Source organism: Alkalihalophilus lindianensis, from assembly GCF_032843265.1.
Lineage (GTDB): Bacteria > Bacillota > Bacilli > Bacillales > Bacillaceae_D > Alkalihalophilus > Alkalihalophilus lindianensis.
Genome location: NZ_JAWJBA010000003.1, coordinates 291,588 through 314,091, shown reverse-complemented (window position 1 = coordinate 314,091; position 22,504 = coordinate 291,588). Strand labels below are relative to the sequence as shown.

Annotated in this window: 28 protein-coding genes; 11 read left to right on the top strand and 17 right to left on the bottom strand. The window is 37.9% G+C overall.

Annotation, left to right across the window (positions count from 1 at the left end; genetic code table 11):
• Nucleotides 1-8: 8 nt before the first annotated feature.
• From argJ to ctaG, 6 genes are all read right to left on the bottom strand, one after another.
• Nucleotides 9-1,244, bottom strand: a complete 1,236-nt coding sequence (argJ, locus tag RYX56_RS11590) for a bifunctional ornithine acetyltransferase/N-acetylglutamate synthase (RefSeq protein ID WP_317122210.1) — start codon at nucleotides 1,242-1,244, stop codon at nucleotides 9-11.
• Between the two features lie 15 nt (nucleotides 1,245-1,259).
• Entirely contained in the window at nucleotides 1,260-2,297 is a 1,038-nt protein-coding gene (gene argC / locus RYX56_RS11585; RefSeq protein WP_317122209.1) for an N-acetyl-gamma-glutamyl-phosphate reductase, read from the bottom strand.
• A gap of 190 nt (nucleotides 2,298-2,487) precedes the next feature.
• Entirely contained in the window at nucleotides 2,488-2,817 is a 330-nt protein-coding gene (locus RYX56_RS11580) for a redoxin domain-containing protein (protein ID WP_317122385.1), read from the bottom strand.
• Between the two features lie 3 nt (nucleotides 2,818-2,820).
• Entirely contained in the window at nucleotides 2,821-3,021 is a 201-nt protein-coding gene (locus tag RYX56_RS11575) for a hypothetical protein (RefSeq protein WP_317122208.1), read from the bottom strand.
• Between the two features lie 69 nt (nucleotides 3,022-3,090).
• Entirely contained in the window at nucleotides 3,091-3,681 is a 591-nt protein-coding gene (locus RYX56_RS11570; protein WP_317122207.1) for an SCO family protein, read from the bottom strand.
• 18 nt (nucleotides 3,682-3,699) lie between these two features.
• Nucleotides 3,700-4,617 (bottom strand): cytochrome c oxidase assembly factor CtaG, encoded by a 918-nt coding sequence (gene ctaG / locus RYX56_RS11565; protein WP_317122206.1) that lies wholly within the window; start codon nucleotides 4,615-4,617, stop codon nucleotides 3,700-3,702.
• A 147-nt stretch (nucleotides 4,618-4,764) separates the two neighbouring features.
• On the opposite strand from ctaG, the gene RYX56_RS11560 reads away from it, so the two are divergent.
• The 5 genes from RYX56_RS11560 to RYX56_RS11540 all read left to right on the top strand — a co-directional run bounded on the left by RYX56_RS11560 (nucleotide 4,765) and on the right by RYX56_RS11540 (nucleotide 7,375).
• A complete protein-coding gene (locus tag RYX56_RS11560) occupies nucleotides 4,765-5,574 on the top strand; it encodes a Cof-type HAD-IIB family hydrolase (RefSeq protein ID WP_317122205.1) in 810 nt (269 codons plus the stop codon).
• 70 nt (nucleotides 5,575-5,644) lie between these two features.
• Nucleotides 5,645-5,785, top strand: coding sequence for a hypothetical protein (locus RYX56_RS11555; protein ID WP_317122204.1), 141 nt, complete (start codon nucleotides 5,645-5,647; stop codon nucleotides 5,783-5,785).
• Complete coding sequence (locus tag RYX56_RS11550) at nucleotides 5,785-6,012, top strand: DUF3813 domain-containing protein (RefSeq protein WP_317122203.1); 228 nt, start codon at nucleotides 5,785-5,787, stop codon at nucleotides 6,010-6,012. Before RYX56_RS11555 ends, RYX56_RS11550 begins: the two co-directional genes overlap by 1 nt.
• 148 nt (nucleotides 6,013-6,160) lie before the next feature.
• Nucleotides 6,161-6,616, top strand: coding sequence for a GNAT family N-acetyltransferase (locus RYX56_RS11545; protein ID WP_317122202.1), 456 nt, complete (start codon nucleotides 6,161-6,163; stop codon nucleotides 6,614-6,616).
• Between the two features lie 159 nt (nucleotides 6,617-6,775).
• Nucleotides 6,776-7,375 carry a YkzI domain-containing protein gene (locus RYX56_RS11540; protein ID WP_317122201.1) on the top strand — a complete coding sequence of 200 codons (600 nt, stop codon included), beginning with the start codon at nucleotides 6,776-6,778 and terminating at the stop codon, nucleotides 7,373-7,375.
• 97 nt (nucleotides 7,376-7,472) lie between these two features.
• Here RYX56_RS11540 and RYX56_RS11535 read toward each other — a convergent pair whose 3' ends face one another.
• The 4 genes from RYX56_RS11535 to RYX56_RS11520 all read right to left on the bottom strand — a co-directional run bounded on the left by RYX56_RS11535 (nucleotide 7,473) and on the right by RYX56_RS11520 (nucleotide 12,157).
• Nucleotides 7,473-8,921: a carbon starvation CstA family protein gene (locus RYX56_RS11535; protein WP_317122200.1), complete on the bottom strand. Its 1,449-nt coding sequence runs from the start codon at nucleotides 8,919-8,921 to the stop codon at nucleotides 7,473-7,475.
• 162 nt (nucleotides 8,922-9,083) lie between these two features.
• On the bottom strand, nucleotides 9,084-9,818 hold the full coding sequence (locus RYX56_RS11530) for a LytR/AlgR family response regulator transcription factor (protein ID WP_317122199.1): 735 nt from the start codon (nucleotides 9,816-9,818) through the stop codon (nucleotides 9,084-9,086).
• On the bottom strand, nucleotides 9,815-11,566 hold the full coding sequence (locus RYX56_RS11525) for a LytS/YhcK type 5TM receptor domain-containing protein (RefSeq protein ID WP_317122198.1): 1,752 nt from the start codon (nucleotides 11,564-11,566) through the stop codon (nucleotides 9,815-9,817). Before RYX56_RS11525 ends, RYX56_RS11530 begins: the two co-directional genes overlap by 4 nt.
• A 24-nt stretch (nucleotides 11,567-11,590) precedes the next feature.
• Nucleotides 11,591-12,157: a helix-turn-helix domain-containing protein gene (locus RYX56_RS11520; RefSeq protein WP_317122197.1), complete on the bottom strand. Its 567-nt coding sequence runs from the start codon at nucleotides 12,155-12,157 to the stop codon at nucleotides 11,591-11,593.
• A 119-nt stretch (nucleotides 12,158-12,276) separates the two neighbouring features.
• On the opposite strand from RYX56_RS11520, the gene RYX56_RS11515 reads away from it, so the two are divergent.
• The 5 genes from RYX56_RS11515 (at nucleotide 12,277) to RYX56_RS11495 (ending at nucleotide 17,809) form a co-directional block, all read left to right on the top strand.
• On the top strand, nucleotides 12,277-12,981 hold the full coding sequence (locus RYX56_RS11515) for an AzlC family ABC transporter permease (protein WP_317122196.1): 705 nt from the start codon (nucleotides 12,277-12,279) through the stop codon (nucleotides 12,979-12,981).
• A complete protein-coding gene (locus tag RYX56_RS11510) occupies nucleotides 12,982-13,287 on the top strand; it encodes an AzlD domain-containing protein (protein ID WP_317122195.1) in 306 nt (101 codons plus the stop codon).
• A 93-nt stretch (nucleotides 13,288-13,380) separates the two neighbouring features.
• The gene (locus RYX56_RS11505) at nucleotides 13,381-14,640 is read left to right on the top strand and encodes a hypothetical protein (RefSeq protein ID WP_317122194.1); all 1,260 of its coding nucleotides are present in this window, start codon (nucleotides 13,381-13,383) and stop codon (nucleotides 14,638-14,640) included.
• Nucleotides 14,633-17,620: a DEAD/DEAH box helicase gene (locus RYX56_RS11500; protein ID WP_317122193.1), complete on the top strand. Its 2,988-nt coding sequence runs from the start codon at nucleotides 14,633-14,635 to the stop codon at nucleotides 17,618-17,620. Before RYX56_RS11505 ends, RYX56_RS11500 begins: the two co-directional genes overlap by 8 nt.
• A 15-nt stretch (nucleotides 17,621-17,635) precedes the next feature.
• Complete coding sequence (locus RYX56_RS11495; RefSeq protein WP_317122192.1) at nucleotides 17,636-17,809, top strand: hypothetical protein; 174 nt, start codon at nucleotides 17,636-17,638, stop codon at nucleotides 17,807-17,809.
• A 91-nt stretch (nucleotides 17,810-17,900) separates the two neighbouring features.
• Here the strand turns inward: RYX56_RS11495 and RYX56_RS11490 are convergent, their stop codons facing one another.
• From RYX56_RS11490 to RYX56_RS11475, 4 genes are all read right to left on the bottom strand, one after another.
• Entirely contained in the window at nucleotides 17,901-18,389 is a 489-nt protein-coding gene (locus tag RYX56_RS11490; RefSeq protein ID WP_317122191.1) for a BsuPI-related putative proteinase inhibitor, read from the bottom strand.
• A gap of 17 nt (nucleotides 18,390-18,406) precedes the next feature.
• Nucleotides 18,407-19,228: a YitT family protein gene (locus RYX56_RS11485; RefSeq protein WP_317122190.1), complete on the bottom strand. Its 822-nt coding sequence runs from the start codon at nucleotides 19,226-19,228 to the stop codon at nucleotides 18,407-18,409.
• A gap of 4 nt (nucleotides 19,229-19,232) precedes the next feature.
• Nucleotides 19,233-20,027, bottom strand: coding sequence for an esterase (gene yjfP, locus RYX56_RS11480; protein ID WP_317122189.1), 795 nt, complete (start codon nucleotides 20,025-20,027; stop codon nucleotides 19,233-19,235).
• 192 nt (nucleotides 20,028-20,219) lie between these two features.
• A complete protein-coding gene (locus tag RYX56_RS11475; protein WP_317122188.1) occupies nucleotides 20,220-20,492 on the bottom strand; it encodes a YbyB family protein in 273 nt (90 codons plus the stop codon).
• 123 nt (nucleotides 20,493-20,615) lie between these two features.
• Between RYX56_RS11475 and RYX56_RS11470 the strand changes: the two genes are divergently transcribed.
• Complete coding sequence (locus RYX56_RS11470) at nucleotides 20,616-20,750, top strand: DUF3941 domain-containing protein (protein ID WP_317122187.1); 135 nt, start codon at nucleotides 20,616-20,618, stop codon at nucleotides 20,748-20,750.
• Nucleotides 20,751-20,755: 5 nt separating this feature from the next.
• Here the strand turns inward: RYX56_RS11470 and RYX56_RS11465 are convergent, their stop codons facing one another.
• From RYX56_RS11465 to RYX56_RS11455, 3 genes are all read right to left on the bottom strand, one after another.
• Entirely contained in the window at nucleotides 20,756-21,739 is a 984-nt protein-coding gene (locus RYX56_RS11465; RefSeq protein ID WP_317122186.1) for a hypothetical protein, read from the bottom strand.
• A gap of 149 nt (nucleotides 21,740-21,888) precedes the next feature.
• Nucleotides 21,889-22,029 (bottom strand): lmo0937 family membrane protein, encoded by a 141-nt coding sequence (locus RYX56_RS11460; RefSeq protein ID WP_317122185.1) that lies wholly within the window; start codon nucleotides 22,027-22,029, stop codon nucleotides 21,889-21,891.
• Nucleotides 22,030-22,130: 101 nt separating this feature from the next.
• Nucleotides 22,131-22,496 (bottom strand): rhodanese-like domain-containing protein, encoded by a 366-nt coding sequence (locus tag RYX56_RS11455; RefSeq protein WP_317122184.1) that lies wholly within the window; start codon nucleotides 22,494-22,496, stop codon nucleotides 22,131-22,133.
• Nucleotides 22,497-22,504 lie beyond the last annotated feature (8 nt).

Sequence of the window (22,504 nt, the reverse complement as noted above, 5' to 3'; positions counted from 1 at the left end):
TCTCTCCCTCATGTACGATAACCCGCATTTATTCGCACGTATTCATATGTTAAATCACATCCCCAAGCTTTTCCAAAACCGTCTCCTACATGTAGATCTACTGCTATCACTACCGTATCACTGTCTTTCATATATGCAGTGGCTTCTTCCTCAGAAAAAGAAACGGGGCTACTTTGAGACAATGTTTGAATCGGACCTATAGCAATATCAATCGCATCTGGATTAATATCACAATCACTATAGCCAATTGCACAAATAATACGTCCCCAGTTTGCATCTGTTCCATAGACTGCAGATTTCACTAGGTCGGAACCGACAATCTGTTTGGCAACCATCCCTGCCTCCTCATCATTTTTAGCACCGGAGACTTGCACTTCAATTAACTTCGTAGCTCCTTCACCATCACGCGCAATCAGCTTTGAAAGATCCTCACATGTTTCTTCTAATGCTTGATAAAAGGAATCCCATTCTGGGTGCTCTGGTGTTAGAGAAGTGTGACCAGCAAGACCTGAAGCCATGACAACTACCATGTCATTAGTAGAGGTATCCCCGTCCACTGTAATTCGATTAAATGTTTTATTCGTTATTTGAGAGAGTGCTCCTTGTAAGACATCTGGCTCTATCACAGCGTCAGTCGTTACAAAAGAGAGCATGGTAGCCATATTCGGATGAATCATCCCCGAACCTTTTGCAACTCCACCAATTGTTACTTTTTTCCCGTTCACGTCAGTCTGATAACATGTATGTTTTTGCATCGTATCTGTAGTTAAAATGGCTTGATTAAAATCATAGGCTGCTTCAGCAGTAGCTTGTGGATAAAGCTGCTTAATCCCCTCAGATATTTTATCCATTTGTAGAAATTCACCAATTACACCAGTAGAAGTGACTGCTACTAGGTGCTCTTCAAGCCCAAAATGCTCTGCAGATAAGCGTCTCATTTCATATGCATCTGCTAATCCTTTTTTTCCCGTACAAGCATTGGCATTACCACTGTTAACAACAAGAGCTTGAATTTTACCTTCTTTTTCAATACTATCCTGTGTCACTTTCAAGGGTGCAGCTTGCATTTTGTTTAGCGTATAAACTGCAGCTGCACTGCAAGGGACCTCACTTGTAATGGCTCCAAGATCATTTCTTTTCCGTTTGACACCTGTATGAATCCCAACTGCCTGAAAACCTTTTGGAGTAGTTATTCCTCCTTCATCTAATTTTGTTACCTGCTCTATTTCACTGATCATTTTCATCCGGTTCACCTCTTTTTATGGATAGGTTGGTGCCACATTCAATCCTGTTGACTCATCCCAACCATTCATCACGTTCCAATTTTGTATTGCTTGACCTGATGCACCTTTTACCACATTGTCGATCACAGAAACGATGGTTATACGCCCTGTTCTTTCATCATATGTGATGCCAATATCACAGAAATTACTACCATAAACTTCTTTCGTAGCTGGATACAAGCCACTCGGTCTTATTCGTACAAACCTGTCTTCTTGATAACTAGTTTGATAGAGTTTACGTAAATAATCTTCAGTAAGCGGTTTAGTAGATTTGGCGTAAATCGTAGCCATAATCCCTCGAACCATCGGCACTAAGTGGGGTTGAAACGTTACCGTGTCAATCTGTTCATTCCATGAATGCAATACTTGTTCAATTTCAGGAACATGTTTATGAGTGTTCACTTGATACGCTTTAAAATTTTCATTCATCTCACTAAAATGTGTCATTAACGATGGAGATCTCCCTGCACCAGATGTTCCAGATTTTGCATCAATAATGATGGATTCTGGTTCAACTAATTGTGCTTTGATCAAAGGAGCTAATCCCAGTAACGTTGCCGTAGGGTAACAGCCCGGATTCGAAATAATCTTTGCCTGCCTAATCTGATCTCGATTCAACTCCGTTAAACCGTATACCGCTTTATTTAATAATTCGACTGGAGCACTTCGGCGTTTGTACCACGCTTCATAAATAGCAGGATTAGCTAAACGCAAATCTCCTGATAAATCAATCACTTGTGCTCCGCTCCTAGCAAGTGTCGCTGACAATTCACTGGATACGCCTGGAGGAGTAGCAAGAAAAACAACATCGACATCCTCTGCAATTTTATCTGCGTTCAATTCTTCTAATTTTTGTTCATAAATCGATATTAAGTGTGGATACGATTCATGAATATGCAAATCTTGCTGTGAGGATGTATACGTGATGATTTCACTGACTTTTGGGTGTTGCCAAAGTAAGCGAAGTAAATCTGCTCCACCATACCCCGTAGCACCTATAATTCCAATCTTCACAATCCATTCTCTCCATTTCCGCTTCACGCAATTTTATCTTGTTACCCATTATAAATATGAATAAAAATAAATTCAACTGTATTTTTATTTTATTTTTAATTTATCTAAATTTTTACCCATTTCCTATTTCTGATGAGGTAGAAATAGAAAAATAAGCACAAAAAAACGCGATTAGTCATCGCGTCTATTCTCAATCATTTAATTCTTTAATCTGTTCATGAATCTTTGCAGATGTTTCTTCAATCTGCTCGCCCCATAAATCGTTAATTTCGTGATACACATACGCACCATCTTTATCGAGAATACTTACACCTCGATAAGAGATTTGATCATTCTTCATATTCACATGATCTAACACTTCTAAAGAAGAATCTGTTAAGAAAGAATATGTGAATGCGCCTGCTTCTTTTAGTTGCTTATGATTACTTGGACTATCAACACTTATCGCATATAGATCTGCATCGATATCATCAAACAAGTGAATATTTTCCTGCAACTGAACCAGTTGCTGCTGACAAATTCCTCAACCAACTTCAGTAAAGTGGAATAAGATTGTCGCACGATCTTTATTCGTCAACTGGATCTCTTGATTATCTTCATTGACAAGTGTTAGACCATCATTCGCCCCACCTGGTTCATTTGTTCCACATGCAGAAAGCGCAATTAAAATAAATACGGCACTAAGGATCACTAAATAGGTGCGGTGGTGAAGCCATTTTTTCATTTCTTTCACCTCCATTAAAGGACCTGCTAAAAGTGTATGAAAAGAATGAACAACCGTCAAATAATTTGATTAGTTCACTGCTGATTTCATGTCATCAATGATATCCGATTGATCACTCTGCATGCCATCATATTGTCGAATAACTACACCATCCGGATCTACTAAATAAAACCTGGTACTGTGCGTAATATCATCACTATTCTCTACATCGGCCACAATTGTGGCAAATGCTTCTTTAGCTAGCTCTGCTATCTCATCTTGATGATATCCTGTTAAGAAATTCCAGTAATTAAAGTTTGCACCTACATTTGTTCCATATTGATGAAGAACTTCTGGTGTATCTTGCTCAGGGTCTACAGTAAAGGAAATAAATTTCATTTCAACCCCTTCTTCAAGCATAGCATCTTGTAATCGTTGCATATTCGGTGTCATTGTTGGACACACAGAAGGACATTGGGTAAAAATCATATTCGCTAGCCAATAGTCCCCTTCAAGATCTTCTTTTCCAAAAGGTTCATTTTCTTGGTTTGTAAATTCAAATGGTGGAACTTCTAGGTTCGCTTCAGAAATGTCATATTCTGAACTCCCTCCCATTTCGTATAACCAACCACATCCTGATAGTAAAATCATACTCATTACTGCTACAATCCACTTTTTCATTTTAATCCTCTTTCTAGCTTAAGTTTTTGGAACAGGAATATCACTAATTGTTAATGCACCATCTTGTTGTTTCTCTTTTTGTAACCACTGCTTAAACACATAACCAATTGTAATCCCATACGTTATCTCTTGCATGATTTTCATTAATACACCCGCTAATTGCTGATCCATTCTTGTCTCGAGGAAAGCAAAAGAATTAGGCCCACTAAAGATGGACATAGGAACCTCCGCTCCTGCAGGTAGGCAATAGGCCATAACTGAGGCCCATACTGCTGGGTTTGTATAGGTTTGATATAGCGGCTCTGGGGCAAAAATAATTAATGCACAAGCTGGTGTAATTAGAATTCCATTTGCAAAGATATAGCCAATCCTTCTTAAATCGGATAGCTGAGATGTGGACGGGACCGGTGCAAGCATATGCCACCACATAAGTGTAGCTGCTACAAATAAGAATTGTTGATATAAACTGTGCAAAAGCTCCGATTGCATCAACGTGTCAAACATAAATGGGACATGATACAATGAGAACAGTCCATTAAATAAGAATAAAGCCATAATAGGACTCCATACTACTTTAAACATGGGACCAAGCATTGTGTGCTTAAACTTATCAATAATGGCTGTAAATATCCATTTAGGCGTGCCTAAAAGGAATAGCGGTACTGCTACAAAGTAAGCAAATACCATTTGAGTCATATGAAATGTAATCATAATATGACCTGCCACATATAATGGACTTCCCCACCCTATATATAAGGCAACTAGCCCGAGGATGAAATATATTTTTTTCCTTAATGCCACTGGTGCAGCATCTTTAAAGTGAACACGCCCTTTAGTTACAATATAAGTATAAATGGCGCCAACTACTAGAAGAACGATGATCAACTCTGGTGTCCAAAGTGCACGAAAACCAAAGCTCTCAAATAATACTTCCATCGCGTGCTTCCTCCTTTATGGAGTTTTAATGTATTTAGTAACAGCATGTACTGTATACATGATTACTATATCATAGAAAGACGATCTTTTTTTTGGAGGAATAAGGACATTTTGTTACCTATTAAAGATAAGTAAGGAGATAAAATAATGACAAATAAACACTTAATAGCTCTAGATCTTGATGGAACTTTATTAACAGACAAAAAGACGATCTCACCACGATCAAAAGAAGTAATTAAAAAAGCAAGACAAGCAGGTCATATCGTTGTGATCTCTACAGGTCGCCCTTACCGTGCAAGTATGCAATATTATAGAGAATTAAATCTTGATACTGCAATGGTGAATTTTAATGGGGCTTTTGTCCACCACCCACATGACACTAGTTTCGGTACGCACCACTCACCACTCGATTTAAAAACAGCCAAAACTGTTATTGAAACATGTGAAGCATTTAATGTGAGTAATATTATGGTAGAAATCATTGATGATTACTATTTACGCTATTTCGATAAAGTCTTTGTCGACACATTTACAGCAGGAACAAGTCCAGTCGATCACGGGAATTTACTACATATCCTCCAGGACGATCCTACTGCCATTTTAATTCATCCTGATGCTTCAAATGAAAAACAATTACGTAACCTGATAAAAGATGCTCACGCCGAAGTGATCGACCAACGTACATGGGGCGCTCCTTGGAATGTGATTGAGATTGTTAAAGCTGGAATGAATAAAGCTGTAGGCCTGAAGAAAGTATCAGAATTTTACGGAATCCCACGTGAAAAAATCATCGCATTTGGTGATGAGGATAATGACTTTGAAATGATTGAATTTGCTGGTCAAGGTGTAGCCATGGAAAATGGAATCGACCAGTTAAAGAGGTTAGCTAATACAACTACGAAATCAAATGAAGAAGATGGTATTGCCTTATATTTAGAAGAGGCATTAAATCTATAATAAATTGCATGAATAACGCCTTCTTTGGACAAGTTATGACAGAATTCTTATGGCCAAAGGAGAGATAGTTATGAGTAAACATTCACGCTCAAAACGAGCAATTCAACAAGGTAAGGATGCTGTACAACCTGCAAATGAAACTGAAGGTTTAACAAGCATGAAATCCAAAGAGCAATCACAGGAAAGAAACCAGCAGCGAGGTGATCGCTAATGGGGAACATGCTCTATCAAGAAGCGCGTGAAGCAGTGGCCAGAGCAGAATTGCTTGCGCTTGCTGCTGAGACAGATATTCAAAGAGAAGCCGTTCAAAAAGAAATTCAACGAGCGAAAAATGCATTAAATTCAGCTTTCCACCACTCAAGTACAGCCGAACAGGAACAACTTGGTCAGATGCAATCCCAGCTTCATAACCTGACCACTATGGGTCAATTTGAATAGATGATCACCTAGTGAAAGAAGAGCACTCAATTAGTGCTCTTTTTTTTAATTAACGCAATCAACCAACTATCTATCTACTATTCTCCTTCTTTTTTTTATGTTACGCTATAGTGGTCAAACACGTATTAATGTGCAGGGGGAGCGGATCATGGTTAAGGTTTATGAAATATCAAAAGATGCAGATGATGAATTGCAACATCGGATTGCTGACTTATTAATGGGACAAATGGAATCAATGTGGGCACCTAATCCTTATGAACAACTTTTGTCTTCTATCAAACTAGCTTTAAAAGATGGCTCACAAGCTCATATCTTTGTTGCTGAAAAAAATCATATGCTTGTTGGCGCAGCTTTTTTTAATGTCGGGATTAGCATGGATAAGGGCGGACATTATATATGGTTAAACGATTTATATGTGCACAAAGAACACCGGAATCAAGGTATCGCCAAAAAATTACTTCTCAAAATTATTTACTGGGCTGAGCAAGAGAAGATTAAAGGGATCGAACTTGAGACCGGCATCAACAATGAAGCTACAAAAGCTCTCTATAATTCACTAGGTTTTTATGACATTATTTCAAAACGATATGGGTTTCGATTTTAGACTGATAGGAGGATGACTCCTATCAGTTTTTTTGTATTTTCACCTACGCCCATTTATGGAGAAACTGGGCTAATTGCTTCTTTTTTCTGACTATTCAACATATGATGTAGCAACCTTAAAAATTGGTTACCGCAAGCTCGCGAAGGAGTGTGGACAATAATGAGAGAAGCGTTTGTTGATGTTGAATTTTCAGATGTATACATTGAGCTAACTAAGCCAGCACTCCATCAATTTATTAAAAGAATGATGAGTCACCACTATTCACTGTTTTGGCGATACGATTCTAAGACGATCTATCTGTTGATTGAACTTGAGGACTCCGTTCATGAACTTCCTTTCATTCGCAACACAGAATTTCTCACGCTTTCTGCCGAGTGTCTTCACATTTATGATGATGTCCTAGCCAGTGCTCTTGAGAAATTACTTCAACGTGAACGTGGAAACGCTATTGTCAAACGTGTAACTGAAGGTCCTCTCTACATTACGTCGTATCAAGCCGGTGACATTGAATCTATGATTGAAATTGATGGGAGTGAAAAAGTAATGATGAATCGAAATGGATCTATGATTCAATACAAAGATGATGGAAAATCCCTTGAGCCTAAAACTATTTTTAATATGATGAATTTAGAGATTGATTATGTATTAATGGAACTTCACGAGGCATTACTTGACCAAGATGATTCGCAAATAGAATCTCATAAAAGAAGGCTTAAAAAACTTCTCCAAAGACGAAAACAAGTAGAACAATTATTGTAAGCATCCTCCTAAAATTTAATCCGTTGCCACTAAGCAACGAAAAAAGCAAGCACATCTCGATTGAGTGCTTGCATTTTTTCGGGAACTCATCATTTAATTATGCCGCTGAATGATGATTCTCAACTACTTCATCAATCTCTAAATTCATCGAAAGACGCTTTTTAGCAGTTATGGCAAACAGTACAATAACAACAGCTGTACCAATTGCTGCGACAATGTAAGAAACTTCTATTGATAACCCAAATCCAATCTGTGCATTCGCAATGTAAGTTAACGTTACCATTGTCATAAACGCCGCTGGGATACTGGCAATCCAATGCAATTTACGAGCTAAAATTAAATACATTGCACCAACCCATAAGGCAATCATTGCTGTAGACTGATTAGCCCATGAGAAGTAACGCCATAAAATATCAAAGTTAATCGTCGTTAAATACATTGAAATTGCAAACATAGGAAGTGCAATATAAAATCTGTTCATCACTTTCTTCTGACCAATTTTAAAGTAATCTGCAATAATCATTCGAGCGCTACGGAAAGCTGTATCTCCTGAAGTAATTGGTAGAACAATGACACCAATTATGGCTAAAGTCCCTCCTATTGCTCCAAGCATCGTAATAGAAACTTCCGTTACAACTGCCCCTGGACCACCTGCTGCAAGTAATGCACTTAAATCTGTTCCGTGAAATAAGCTCATAGCAGCTGCAGCCCAAATCATCGCAATAATTGCTTCAGTTATCATCATTCCATAAAAAATGCTACGTCCATTTTTCTCACGCATTGTAGTACGAGAAATGATCGGTGATTGTGTTGCATGGAAACCAGATAATGCACCACATGAAATCGTTAAGAATAATAAAGGAAAAATCATCAATCCTTCTGGATGCATGTTTGTTAACGTCAATTCAGGAATGGGTGCGCCAGTGACAATTAAACTTCCACCAATACCTAAAGCACTGATTAAAAGTAATGCGCCTAAGATTGGATACACGCGCCCAATCACTTTATCGATTGGAAGCATCGTTGCAATGACATAGTAGATAAAGATGGCCGCAATAATCATTCCTAGTGTTACCCAGCCAGGAGCAATACTATCAATTAATGAGGCTGGAGCGCTTACAAAAACGGTTCCAACTAGTAATAGAAGTAATACAGAGAATACATTCACAATATGCTTCATTGCTTTTCCGAGGAATTTCCCTGCAAGTTCAGGCAAATGCGCTCCCTTATTACGTATAGATATCATTCCTGTTAAATAATCATGTACAGCCCCGGCAAAAATGGCACCAAGTACAATCCACAAAAACGCTACAGGCCCATAAAGAGCACCCATTATTGGTCCGAAAATCGGCCCAACCCCAGCGATGTTCAACAATTGAATCAGTGAATTTCGTTTTGTGCCCATCGGTACATAATCGACACCGTCTTGCTGTGAGTATGCGGGTGTTGGTCGCTCTTCTTTAACTCCGAATACCCGTTCAACAAACTTTCCATATGTGAAATAACCTATAATTAAAAGAATAATTGATATTGCAAACGTTATCATTTCTGCTCACCTCTTTAGGTTTTCTTGTGACTATTGTATCAGCTTGGCACAAGAAACGGAGTGTAAGCGGTTTAACATGTCGAAATATAGGACTGACATGCTTTTTATTAATTTTAAGATGCATTCTTCTGGCTAAAAAGTTTATTAACTTTCAGAATCCTCCTATAACTCTAATTGCTCCCTTAATGTCTTCACATAAGTTCTACTAGCAGGAACCTCATCCTTTATTCCCTTTAGCTTCACTTGATAAGCACCGTTAAACCATGGAATTAAGCCATCTATTTCAGCGATGTTGATGATGTAACTTTTATGCGTTTGAACAAATGGATATCCTGCTAACTTCTGTTTTAATTCTTTTAAAGCCGTTCTTATTCGGTATTCTTTATCCTTCGTACGAATAACGGTTTCCCGCTCTTCTCTTGCCATATATAAAATAGAAAGGGGATCAATATAATGGATCTTATCATTCTCATCTATAGCAAGACGAGTAAGCATCTTACTAGTAGGCTCTTTATCCTTTGTACTTGATAGACATTGCTCTCGGTAACGTTTAAGAGTTCCACTTAATTCATCCTCATCAAATGGCTTCAGCAAATAATCGAAAGCCTGGACACGAAAGGCTTTGGCAGCGTAATGTTCATGAGCTGTAGCGAATACAACCTTAGGCTTCTTTTTTAATTTTGAAAGCGAAGAGGCTAATTCAAGTCCATTTGTTTTAGGCATGTCGATATCTAAGAACACCAAATCTGGTTCTTTATCCATAATGGCTAATAGGCCTGATTGGGCTTCTTCACACATTGCGACCACATTGATATCTTTATGTTCACTAAGTAGATGATGTAGTTCATCTCGACTATGAGGTTCATCATCTATTATGATTGTTTTAATTTCTTTCATATACGTACCTCTTTTCTGACCATATGTTTCAAACATATAGTAAACACAGTTCCTCTCTCTTCCTCACTGTCTATCTTAATGTCAAATTGATCTTGATACATCATTTCAAGTCTTTTATTTAAATTAAAAAGGCCTATCCCTGTACCAGTTTTTGATTGAACAGGTTCTTCTAATAACTCGCTTTGTCTTACATTACTTATTCCAACTCCATTATCTTCTACACTCATACATACTTGACCAGCGTTCTTCTTTATCTTAATCGTTATTTCGCCTCTGCCTATCTTATCTTTTAACCCATGCTTCATGGCATTTTCAACGATCGGTTGTAATGTCATTGTCGGAACAAGAAATCCAAGCACCTTATCATCTATTTCATATTGAATATGTAATCGATCACTGAATCTAGCTTGTTCAATTTGCAAATAAGCCTTTACATGATTTAACTCCTCTTCAATTGTTGCTTCCCTAGCTTGTATACCTGTTAAATTTTGCCTAAAGAAGCGTGAAAGTGAGATGAGTAATTTTCTTGCTTTATTTGGATCTGTTCGAATTAACGAAACGATTGTATTTAATGCGTTGAATAAAAAATGTGGATTAACTTGGGCTTGAAGAGCATTGATTTCTGCTTGTTTCGCTAGCTCCAGTTGATCATCGACATAGGCTAATTGAAGTTGCTCGCTTAATAATTCAGCTAACCCTTTTGCAAGCTCGACAGTAGTCGGTGTTCTCTCTTTTTCTGATTGGAAATAGAGCTTCAACGTTCCAATCGGTTTATTATTTTGAATTAGCGGGGCTATAATAGCCGCTCGAAGTGGCTGTTCTACGTGAAGACCAATCATATCAGACTCATTAGCTAGTTTTAATTCACCCGTTTGAAGCACTTCTTTTGTAGCAAGTGTTTTAATTGCCTTATCTTCATTTCCCTTCTCGCTTCCTACGTATCCTAACACTGTGTTGTGATTCGTTATAGATACGGCTGCAACATCTATTTCTTTATATAAAATAGAACATGTCGCTTTTGCTGATTCACTAGACAAACCTTTCCTCATATATTTTAAAGTTTGATTGGCTAATCTAAAGGAACGTTCAGCTTGAAATTTGCCCATCCGTTCTTCTTCATTGATGACGTTTCGGATTATAAGAATGAAAATAGCAGTACCTATTCCATTAGCAATAATCATTGGTACACCAATACTCGATACGAGTGCCCAAGCATCAGTAAATGGTCTGGCAATGACTAAAATAATCAGCATCTGAACCGTTTCAGCTAACATCCCTATCGATAAGGCAAGCTGCCATGAGACCACTCGACGCCTACGGTACTTCTTAAAAAAATAGCCTGCGATTAAACCAGCTAAGACAGTAGAAATTCCACAAGCTAGGGCTGAAAATCCACCTAGAGTGTAACGGTGTATACCAGCAATTAACCCTGCACCAACCCCTACTTTCCATCCACCTAAAAGCCCGGCAATAACAATGCCAATGACACGAGCATTCGCAATCGCCTCATCATCCGCTAAAGAAAGAGTCCATCTTGAATAGACGCCTTCTTCTGCGTTAATCGTTAACCCTGTATATGTCCCGATAATGCCAAACAAACCAAACATCAAAATAAAATTAACACGCTGAATGGTAGAAACATTTTTCTCTTCAATAATATTACGTACAAAACGAAAGCGAGTAACCAAAAAGGCAACTGTAACGATAATTCCAAGTCGCTCTAGCATGACAAGTAACAATTCCCACATCGGGCTCACTCCCTTTTTATTTTTTTATTGTGTTGGGTAATAAATCATCATTGTTACAATACAGCTTTTTTCATGTTCTAGATTTTTATACTTATGAATATCATCTGCTCTAAAATGAATAGCTTGTCCTTTTGATAATTGGTAACAATTTTTCCCAACTAGTAATTCTAAGTTTCCTTCTTCCACGATTAAATACTCCTCTACCCCTTTTTGGTGAGGATCTGAACAATAGGTATAACCAGGAGCTAATGTAAATGAAAATAACTCAAATGGTTTATCCAAAGGCTTAGGGAAAAGTGGATACACACTAAATCCTTCATCATGACCGGTTAATGGTTCGATCTCTTCTCGTTTCACAACCGTAACATCCTCTTCTTCCTCCTCTAGAAAGGAAGTAAATGAAACGTTCAAGCCCTTTGCGACCTTCCACAAAGTCCCGACAGTTGGATTTGACTCTCCTCTTTCTATTTGGCCAAGCATCGGTTTACTTACTCCTGTTAATTTAGATAATTGATCAAGACTATAGCCACGATCGGCTCTTAATGATTTGAGTCTGGCTCCGATTAACTTTGATAATTGTTCTTTTTCCATTTAAAAACTCCTTGTGTATTTGTATCTTATAGCATACAATAATATATTATTACATACGAATTTAAGATGTCATCTTGTAATAAGTGTACCATGACAATTCTTAAATAGGGGAGATTACAATGGCTTCAACTGTACTAACTCATCAAAAAACTGAATTTTCACGCGGACTTCTAGCTGGATCAAGTATAGCAATTGGGTATTTACCCGCAGCTATTACGTTTGGGTTGTTAGCAAAAGGTACTGGTTTAACTTTTATAGAAGCTATGGCTATGAGTATGTTTGTATTCGCTGGCGCGGCTCAGTACATGGCCCTAAATTTACTAGCAATTGGCACGGGGGCTTTTGAAATTATCTTTACAACATTTATTGTAAATATCCGGCATTTACTAATGAGCGCTTCGGTGAATGAACGGGTAGAAGATGCTCACCCTGTAATAAAAGCCTGCTACTCTTTTGGATTAACGGATGAAGTTTTTGCGGTCACGTCAACCCAGGAAGGGAGAGTAAAAACAGGGTTTATTTTCGGTGTAGCTATTATGGCTTATTTTAGTTGGGTTCTTAATACGGGTGTCGGTTACGTGGTAGGTTCTGCTCTGCCTGATTCCCTTCAACAAGGTATGGCGATTGCTTTGTATGCAATGTTCATTGCTCTGTTAATGCCATCCTTAAAAAAACAAAGGAAAGTCGTTATCTTAGCTTCTAGTGCCGCTGTTTTAAATAGCTTATTTTCCATTATGCTACCGAGTGGGTGGTCCATTATTTTAGCTACTCTATTCGCCTCACTTGCGGTTGAATATATTCTCCCTCAGAAAGGAGATTCATAAATGTCACCTACAATGTTTCTATTAATAGCAGGCATGGCTATTGTTACATATATCCCGCGAATGCTCCCACTTACTTTCATGGATACCCTTCCACTTCCTTCGTGGCTTCAAGCGGTTCTAAGAAATGTACCATATGCAGCACTAGGTGCACTTATCTTCCCAGGGATTTTAACTGCCCATGAGAATGTCTATTTCAGTTTAATTGGTGCCCTCACTGCCATTCTAGTTGCATATCTTGGTGCTAATTTAATTATTGTTGTTTTAAGTAGCATCCTTATTTTGATGACATTAACCATATTCTTCTAACTCCTTCACCTTCCTCCCCTCTTCCCTTTCATTCTGTTGTCTAAAGCGATACAATAAAAGAATGCTCATTAGAATGAAATGGGGTGAAGATGGGTGAACCACTTTCCAAAACATACAGAAACTCAATTAGAAAAAGAATTGGAGCAACAGGTGATTTCCACCTATAAAAAGCTCGTCACATCGAGATATTTCACCAAGAGTCAAATTGAACAAATTGTGATGGATACTAAAGAACATATTGGTCATCCAACTCACACAACTCACATTAAACAAGTACTTGTTTATATTAAAGGGATCTTATCATTAGCTATTCAATTTAATACACATGACGAATATGAAAGACGTTTCTCTCAATTTTTCTCTTCTTTGTTAGACGAAATCACTGATCTTATTAAAGGATTAGACCCAGAGAGTAAAGAGTATAACCAAATACTAGAACAGGTTCTCTTCTATTATGTATACGATGCATATCTAACAAAATCTCCCTGGCCTTATTTAGTACAAAAATTAGCAGATATCGTTCCACCAAGGCAACTAGAAAAAATGAATGAATTTTTAGAAGAAGCATTTCAAAAACAAGATTATGCTAGATCAACGAAAATCTCATACAGTTATATCCAATTGTTAATAGGAAAAGAGGACAAGGCTCTTGCTCTCTTACAAAAAGAGATTCCTGTTAGTCAGCAAGAAGTCACGCCTCATTTTCTTTGTTTAAAAAAACGGCAACGCTGGCAAACCATTCAACAATGGTTAACGTTCTTATTCCCTAATCGTGGAGAAAGAGGGTACGGGTCTTTACAAGGAATAGCCGATGAAATGCAAGCCTCTTTGCGTCAATCAACTCATGAATTAAATGCCATTTGGAAACGGTGGTTATTATCACCTAGCTTTCAACGTTTCCAGTCACTACTAACTCATGTACCAGCTGAAGAACAGCAGGCATTAATTGATGAATTAACAGAGGAACTGAAAAAAACGCTTCATCAATCAGAATCGACTCTTACATATATACGAATTCTAAACGAATATAAGAGGTACGAGGAAGCAGCTAATTATTTCCTTATTCACGAACATGATCCACTACGGCTTCATCAGGAAAAGAAAAAGCTATTAAAGCAAATTGAAGACCATCACCCTAGTCTTGCAAAACCAATTCATCACCAGTTTGTCGTAAGATTAGTGGAAAAAAAATCACGGGTTCACTACGAGGCTGCAGTCGCCTCCATTCGTATTCTAAAAACAGTGTATGATCAATTAGATGAGCGTGAACGATTCTTCCATTACCTAGCTAAAATGAAAAAACAATACCGTACGTATCGAGCTTTTGTTGAGGAGTTGAAAGCGATTGAATAAACGAATCATGTTACATTGCGGTTGGCTTGAAGGACGTTTTTTCCTTTGGGCAGAGAAGCTTTATCGTTCCAAGTTTGATCAAATTGTCAGCTTCCAATATCCTTTTCTTGTACCTGCTTTTGAATTAAAGCTTGCTTTATTCAGACATGATCCAACTAGTTTTTATGGAACATTTGTTGATATGGAAAAAGCAGTAATAGATGTTCCACTAAGTCAACGTGAGTTTGTCTCACCTGTAGGAAAAATGACTATTTATCAAGCTCAAGAACAGATGAAAACTTACTCATTTCCAATTGAAGGTGTCGTCCTAACCATTAATGAAGTCATCAGTCAATGGGAGCTATTCTCTTCATGGAAATCACAAGAGGATATCGAGCTATCTGAGGACTTTATCTATTGGTTAGAAATATTTGAAGATATTAAAGCCTCTATTATAAGAGGGGACATACAACCAAAGCCAAATGGAGAATGGAAATTGAATTCTTTTCGTTTGAATGAGTGGCTAAAGGCACTTCCTACTGTAAGTTTCTCATTGAGACCGACAACAGCTTACATCCAATCAAAAACAAGTACGTATACGACAAGAGATGAATTGATATATGTGATTGACCAAGTTAGTGATGCAGCCGTTCGATCGCTACTTAATGATCCTGAATCAAAGCGTATTCACCAAGAGTGGGTAGACACTGTCGACGAAGATCTTAAACCATCTATTCAGGCACTGGCCCATTCCGAAAATACAAAAATCCACTTATCCGATCAAGCTTTTGGTCAGCGCCTTGGCACAGTCAAAGTGGAACCTTTCAAATCAGCAATTGCCCTTTTAGAGCCAGATACTGAAAATGGCAAATGGAGTATCGCTTTGTGTGTGGTTGATCGTCATTCTCCTAGTCAAATCATTGAGATGAAGGAATTAGAACGTGGCGAACACCCTTGGAGGAGCAATCCAATTAGTCAACTAAAAAAAGACATCGAAGAACTGAGACAGCGTCTTCCTGTACTTGAAAAATTAACTGTCTCCTCACCAACCATTCAACTCGAAGCTGAATATGCCTATGAACTTTTCACTTCTCACCACCCTTTATTAAAATCAATCGGCTTTCACCTCATTGTACCTAAATGGTTGAAAGAAAAGAAAAAGATGAGAGTCGATTTAAAGATGGAAGGGATCAATCAAACGATTTCAAGCGAACCATTATTAGATTGGCAAAGTTTAGCCTCATTCACATATGAAGTTGCCATTGGTGATTCAACGCTAAGCGCCGAACAATTCGAGCAATTTGTTAAAGGGAGTAAACCATTTATATATGCCAATGGGGAATGGATTAGTTGGGACCCGAAATTGGCGACAAAACTTCAATCCTATTTGCAGAACCATTTAAATGAAGCAACCTACTTTGAAGCACTTAAACTGGATCAAGAAGCAGAGGATCTAGATCTAGAAGAACTTGATATTGAATGGGATGTCACTTGGGGAGAAACACTTCAAAAATCTTTAGAGACCTTATACAATCAAGTACCACCTCTCGTCCCTCTTCCAGAATTATTAAAAGGTGAATTACGCCCTTACCAGCATCAAGGTGTTTCATGGATTGCCCAATTAAGAAGGACTGGATTTGGTGGCTGTTTAGCTGACGACATGGGTTTAGGTAAATCTATTCAAACTATTGCTTATATGCTTCATACACTAGAGAGTCAACCTAAGTCTCAGCGTAAGCCCTTTTTATTAATTTGTCCGACCTCTCTCATTTATAATTGGCTGCAAGAGTGTGAAAAATTTGCTCCTGAAGCACGTGTATTTGTGCATCATGGGCAATCTCGCTTATCTGATTTAGAAGACTCTTCCTACTTTGAATGGGATATTATTTTAACTTCTTACCAATTAGCAGTAAGAGATGTGGAGCTTTTAGGACAAGTATCATGGAATGGACTCGTTTTAGATGAAGCTCAACATATCAAAAATGTCGATACGAAACAAAGACGTGCGATCAAAAAGATTAAGGCAACGCATCGATTAGCATTAACAGGGACACCCATTGAAAATCGCTTAAAAGAACTCTGGTCTTTAATAGATGTTTTAAACCCTTCTTTTTTAGGGTCATTCAGACATTTTCAAGACTCCTTTATAAAGCCTATTGAACGTGATCAAGATCAAGATCGCCTAAAGAGGTTACAGCAGCTAATTTATCCCTTTATCCTTAGAAGGAAGAAATCAGATGAGGTACTGCAATTAGGATTACCAGAAAAACACGAGCTGGTTCATAAAGTAAGTTTGTCGGTTGAGCAAGCAGCACTTTATCAAGCAGTCGTTGATGATATTCTTTCAAAGCTTACACAAGTATCGCAACTTGAAAGACGAGCCTTAATATTAAAAAGTCTGACGAAATTGAAACAGATCTGTAATCACCCAGCTCAATTTCTAAAAACAGATGATGTTCACCAACATGACTCAAAAAAATGGGATGAGCTTTTTGACTTAATTGATCAAATCCATCAAAAGAATGAGAAAGTCCTTATTTTCTCTCAATACAAAGAAATGGGTCGCCACATAACAGAAGAATTAAAACGCCGCTATTATAAAGAGGTTCCCTTTCTTCATGGAAGCTTGACTAGACCAAAACGCCAAGAGGCTATTGAAAGATTTCAACAAGATCCGAATGTAACGGCCTTTGTCTTATCATTAAAAGCTGGAGGAGTCGGATTGAACTTAACTGCTGCCAATCATGTTATTCATTACGACCGTTGGTGGAATCCTGCTGTTGAGAATCAAGCAACTGACCGGGCATTTAGAATCGGACAAACTAAAAATGTAACTGTTCATAAATTAATGACAACAGGTACACTTGAAGAAAGAATTGACCGAATGCTAACACAGAAACAAGCCCTAGCAGATCAAGTACTTCAAGCAGGGGAAAACCAGGTTACTGAACTAACCAACGAGGAGATCGTTGAATTAATTCAACTCACGACAGCTAAATAAAGGAGCCAAAGTTTCATGTTAACTAAATTAGAGGAACCTTTTAAAAGTTACTGGAATGGAAAAGCGAAAAAACCACCCTTACTTCCTAGAGAACACTCAATTAATAAAGAACAAACTGAAAACCAAACAGATACATGGTTAAAAATGAAACAAAGCCTCCAACATACTGCCCAAAAAAAGTGGGGATAATAAGAAAAGCGAGAACCTTTTCTCCACGGGCCTACATGCTTAAAAGATAGATAAAAAGAGGACTAAGCAAAAATTGCTTAGTCCTCTTTTCTTATTCAATCGTTAGTTCAGTTTGAGCTTTAAGCTGTTCATCTCCAGATGTTTCTTCTCCATTGATAGCTGCAGCTGTGACATCTACATAAAAAGTGTAGTTACCCGTCGACCAACCGTCGGCATTAATTGTTTCTTGGTATGTCTTCGTTTCCCCCACCTCAAATGATTCCGAGGTTAATGCCATTGTAAACATCATCTCGTTAGAAAAACGATAAACTTCAGACCCCTCTTCATTGACTACGACAATTTCATACTTCTGTCCTGAAGTAAAATCCAAGGTCACTGCTTCTTCCATTTGATTCGTAATATGGATCGTTACAATAATGTCCTTGTCCTTTTGCTCGGCTTCAGCCTCTACCACCCATTCTTTATTCACTGTAGCATCTTCTCCTTCACCCGATTCCGTAGTTGGACTTGTGACTGTTTGACCGCAACCTACTAGACCAATCAGACTACCTATAAAAAGTATAAAAAATAATTTCTTCATCTTCTTCCCCCTTTACCTTACTCTTTCCGGAACAACCCATATATTCCTGCCGTTTCTACGATATTCGTAAATGCTTCAGGGTCTACCGAATCGATAACATGTTTTAAGTCGTAAAGTTCATATCTTGTGATCACCGTCATAAGAACTTCTTTCTCATCGGCCAAGTATCCTCCTTTAGCCGGTAATCTCGTAATTCCTCGAGTGATCTTTTCATGGATAGCTTGTCGTAATTCTTCAGGCTTTTTCGTTACAATCATCGCAGTCAGTTTCACATGACGAGTATGAATGGCATCTATGACTCGCGAAGTTACATACAGAGTAACTAATGTATACAACGCTTTTTCAGGATCAAATAAAAATCCTGAAGCAATCACAATAATTCCATTTAATAAAAAGAAATAGATTCCAACAGGACGATCGCTAAGCCTTGATAATATCAATACAATAATATCTATTCCACCAGTAGATGCCCCTACTTTTAATGTAATCCCAGCACCAATCGCTGCAATCACGCCCCCAAAAACAGCATTAAGTAAAATGTCTGAAGAGTAATTAGTAACAGGAACAATTTCCAGGAAAAATGTCGTAAATGCAACATTTAAGAAACTATAAACGGTAAAACTTTTTCCGATCTTCAACCAACCAACAATGGCGACTGGTACGTTTAATAGAAATAAGATCACACCGGTAGAAAGAGGTAAAAGTGTCGCAAGCAACTGAGAAACGCCAGTAAAACCACTAGCGAATACACTCGCTGGAATAAGGAAGAAGTTCAATGAAACCGAAAGTAAAAAAGCCGAAACAATAATGACTGTGAGTTTTTTAAATTCATTTATCATTCAATCACCATACTGTCGCCTTTACCTGTTCTGTTAAAAGGTGCTCTGAAAACCAATTAACCCCTGCTAACGTAGCAACCCTCGACACTTTATGGGCTGTTTTAGGCTCACTTAGAAACTTTAAATTTTCAGGTTGCGCTTTGTAATAGTGTTGCAAATCTTTATAGAGAGTATTCGAATACTCAAAAGGTACTACCTCATCTTGTTCACCATGCCAAATAAATAGAGGACGTTCATTTAAAGACTCGAACCGTTGTGACAAATCAACCGATTGAAGCTTTTGTAATGTTTTATTTACCACATCTTTATCTAAAGGATATCCTGCATCCTCTAGCATCTGAATTTGTACGTTTACGAATGATTGAAAGTAAGCGGTCCCCATGTAAGCAACAGCTGCATCAATCCAGTTATACTGAGACAGGGCTCCGTAGGTCGTGATCGCGCCCATTGATGTACCACTTATCCCTATACGCTCTTTATGAATGAGCGATCTTTCTTTTAGCTCTTCTTTTAAATATTCAATTTCTTGAATAGATTGTAGGACGATGTTCCAAAATAGGGCATCTCTTTTTTTGCCCTGTATGCTTCCTTCTCTTTCACCATGATGGATAGCATCGGGCAAGATTACTCTAAAGCCTTTTTCAGCTAACAAATAAGCAATTGGTAGATTATGTTCTTTTGCACTTGTATACCCATGAAGGAAAAAGACCGTTGGAAGTTCGTTGTTTTGCTTTTGGTTCGCCTTCACTACATGTAACGTAGGAATGTTTCGAAAGGTTTCATTTTGTACTGTAATCAATGCGATCAAACTCCTTCTAAAATTGATTTCATAATTATAGCACCCCTACCAATACATTTCATCCTATATACATTTAAGCTTAGTTTCCTTTTCTACCACCTTGCCCTTCAAAGAGGTTAGACAAACAAAAAGCCACCAAAATTGGTGACTTTATATTGATTTCTTGATTTATTGATTTATTGATTTATTGATTTATTGATTTTGTTGTTTTTCATTGTATTTTTGGACGCTGGTTAGCGCTCCTTCATTGACCATTTCATTATCTTCTATATCATAAGGGTCAGGGTGTCCTGCTTTGACTTGTGGTTGACCAGGTGATTCTTCAGCTCTTTGATTAGTCACTTTCGTATACATTTGCTTGAATTGACGTTTCGCTTTCTCTCTTCTTTCTTCATCTCTCAGCAATACAGTTGTTGCACTTGCTACACCTGCTACTAAAGTTGCTACTAAAGTTCGCTTCTTCATAAAATGATCTCCCACCTTTTCTAAATCGTTAGTGTATGTTTTCCCTTATAACGATATTATAAACATCATTCATGTTTTTGTTGAAATTGCACATACTAATTTCAAACTAAGAAAGCGGGTGAGATGATGTCACATACCGGTGATGCAAATAAGAAGAAAAAAGATTCAAATGCCATTAATGCTCAGAAAAATAGACAAGCAGAAGAAAATGCTCGTCATGGAAAACATGCTGCTTCAAAAGAACCAGATCATCTTTAAATTCATTATTCAGCAGAGGGGTGTTCATTCGTTACATTCTCTGCTGTCTCTATTTCTCCGAATCCACGTAAATGATGATCCCAAAAACCGATTCTTTCAATTGTTTGATCAGCATCTATAATGAACCATATCGACCCCAGTTCCACCTCGTATATAACGACTTGCTTGCCATCAATTGACTCACGTATAAATTGATTTCCGTATGCTCGAATTGCTTCATTCATGCGATCTCCTACTTTTATTCCTTTTGAAGTCTCATAGGCAGAGTCAGTTACAAAAATATGGGATAATCTATCCTCGATTATCTCGATTTGAATATCATATGCCTTCTCAACACGGTCATACCCATATCGATCTCTATACGTTAACTGATTTTCATCCCCGTAGAACCCAATATAATCAGCCTTTACTCCAAAGCCAGTGTTCCAATGGATACCTGGTAAAACACTATTTACAGTAGTGCGTCTTTCTCCAAGGTTAATATTGGCAATCGTCATTAAATGAGGGGAACTTAAATGAATAACCTGCTGCTCCTCATAGAAATAATGGTCAAAACCCAATGTACCTACGTCTGATAGCCGAATCACGTCACGGTTCTGAATAAAATCTAAAGTAAAGTGAGCTAAAAAATAGAGAATTTCATCATATTCCTTTTCTTCTTCTGTTTGATCTACCCATTCATCACGTTGCTCTTCCTCCTCCTCAAGTAAAGCCCTTCTCCGTTCTTCATTTAACACTCTCATTATGTTTTGCACATCTATCGAACCTTCATTTAATTCTGGATTAAACATAGCAGCTTCTGTTAATACGGGGCGTAATGGAAGCCACCACTCCCCGTTATGCAAGATGGGATCACCGACATACTTTTGTTCCTGCCCATCTATATAGAACCAAACTTTTGACTCCTCAGTTGCTTCGATATGAACAGGATTAGCTATGTATATAAAAGTAATAATGAATGCGGCTAATAACCATTTCATTCTCTTCATGTACCCAACTCCTATTATTATTCTCTATTTACAATAGTTTACTAGAGTAGAGCCTTTTTTCCTACAACATTCTTCTTTTTTTACAATTTGTTCACAAGCTAATCAAAATAAAGAACCCAGGAAATACCTGAGTTCTTCAGATCAGTACACTATGCCTTCCTACCCTTGATAAGACGGAAAATGAAGAGTACTAATGCAATAACGAGCAGGATGTGAATCAAGTTTCCCGCAATTTCAAAGCTAAACCCGAGTATCCAAAGAATAAGCAAGACAATTAAAATCGTCCACATTTTAGTAAGCCCCCTTTCTTTAATCGGTGAGCTTAGTTTGTCCTTAACAAAGAGGATTACTCATCAAGAAGCACTGCGCCGATATGCGCAGTGCTTCTTAGTTAGCGATATAATTCTTTTATTTCCCTGATAACCCATTCAAGGCCGATCTCACGCTCTCCGTCCCAACTTAACATGCCACCATCGTAATTTCTTACATCCATGAATCCATGATCCTTCAAATACAACGCAACATTTTGGCTTCTAACCCCACTACGACAAACAAACACGTAAGACTTCGATTGATCAAGGTTGTCTAAATGTTGAGGAATCGTATGCATCGGGACTAGAGGTACTCCCTTTATATGGCTTTCCTCGTATTCATCATGCTCACGAACATCTATGATGATTGGAGATTCTTCATGCTTTAACATGGCTTTTAATTCATCTGTTCCAACTTGTTTAATTCCATTTAATTCTGTACTCATTTTTCACC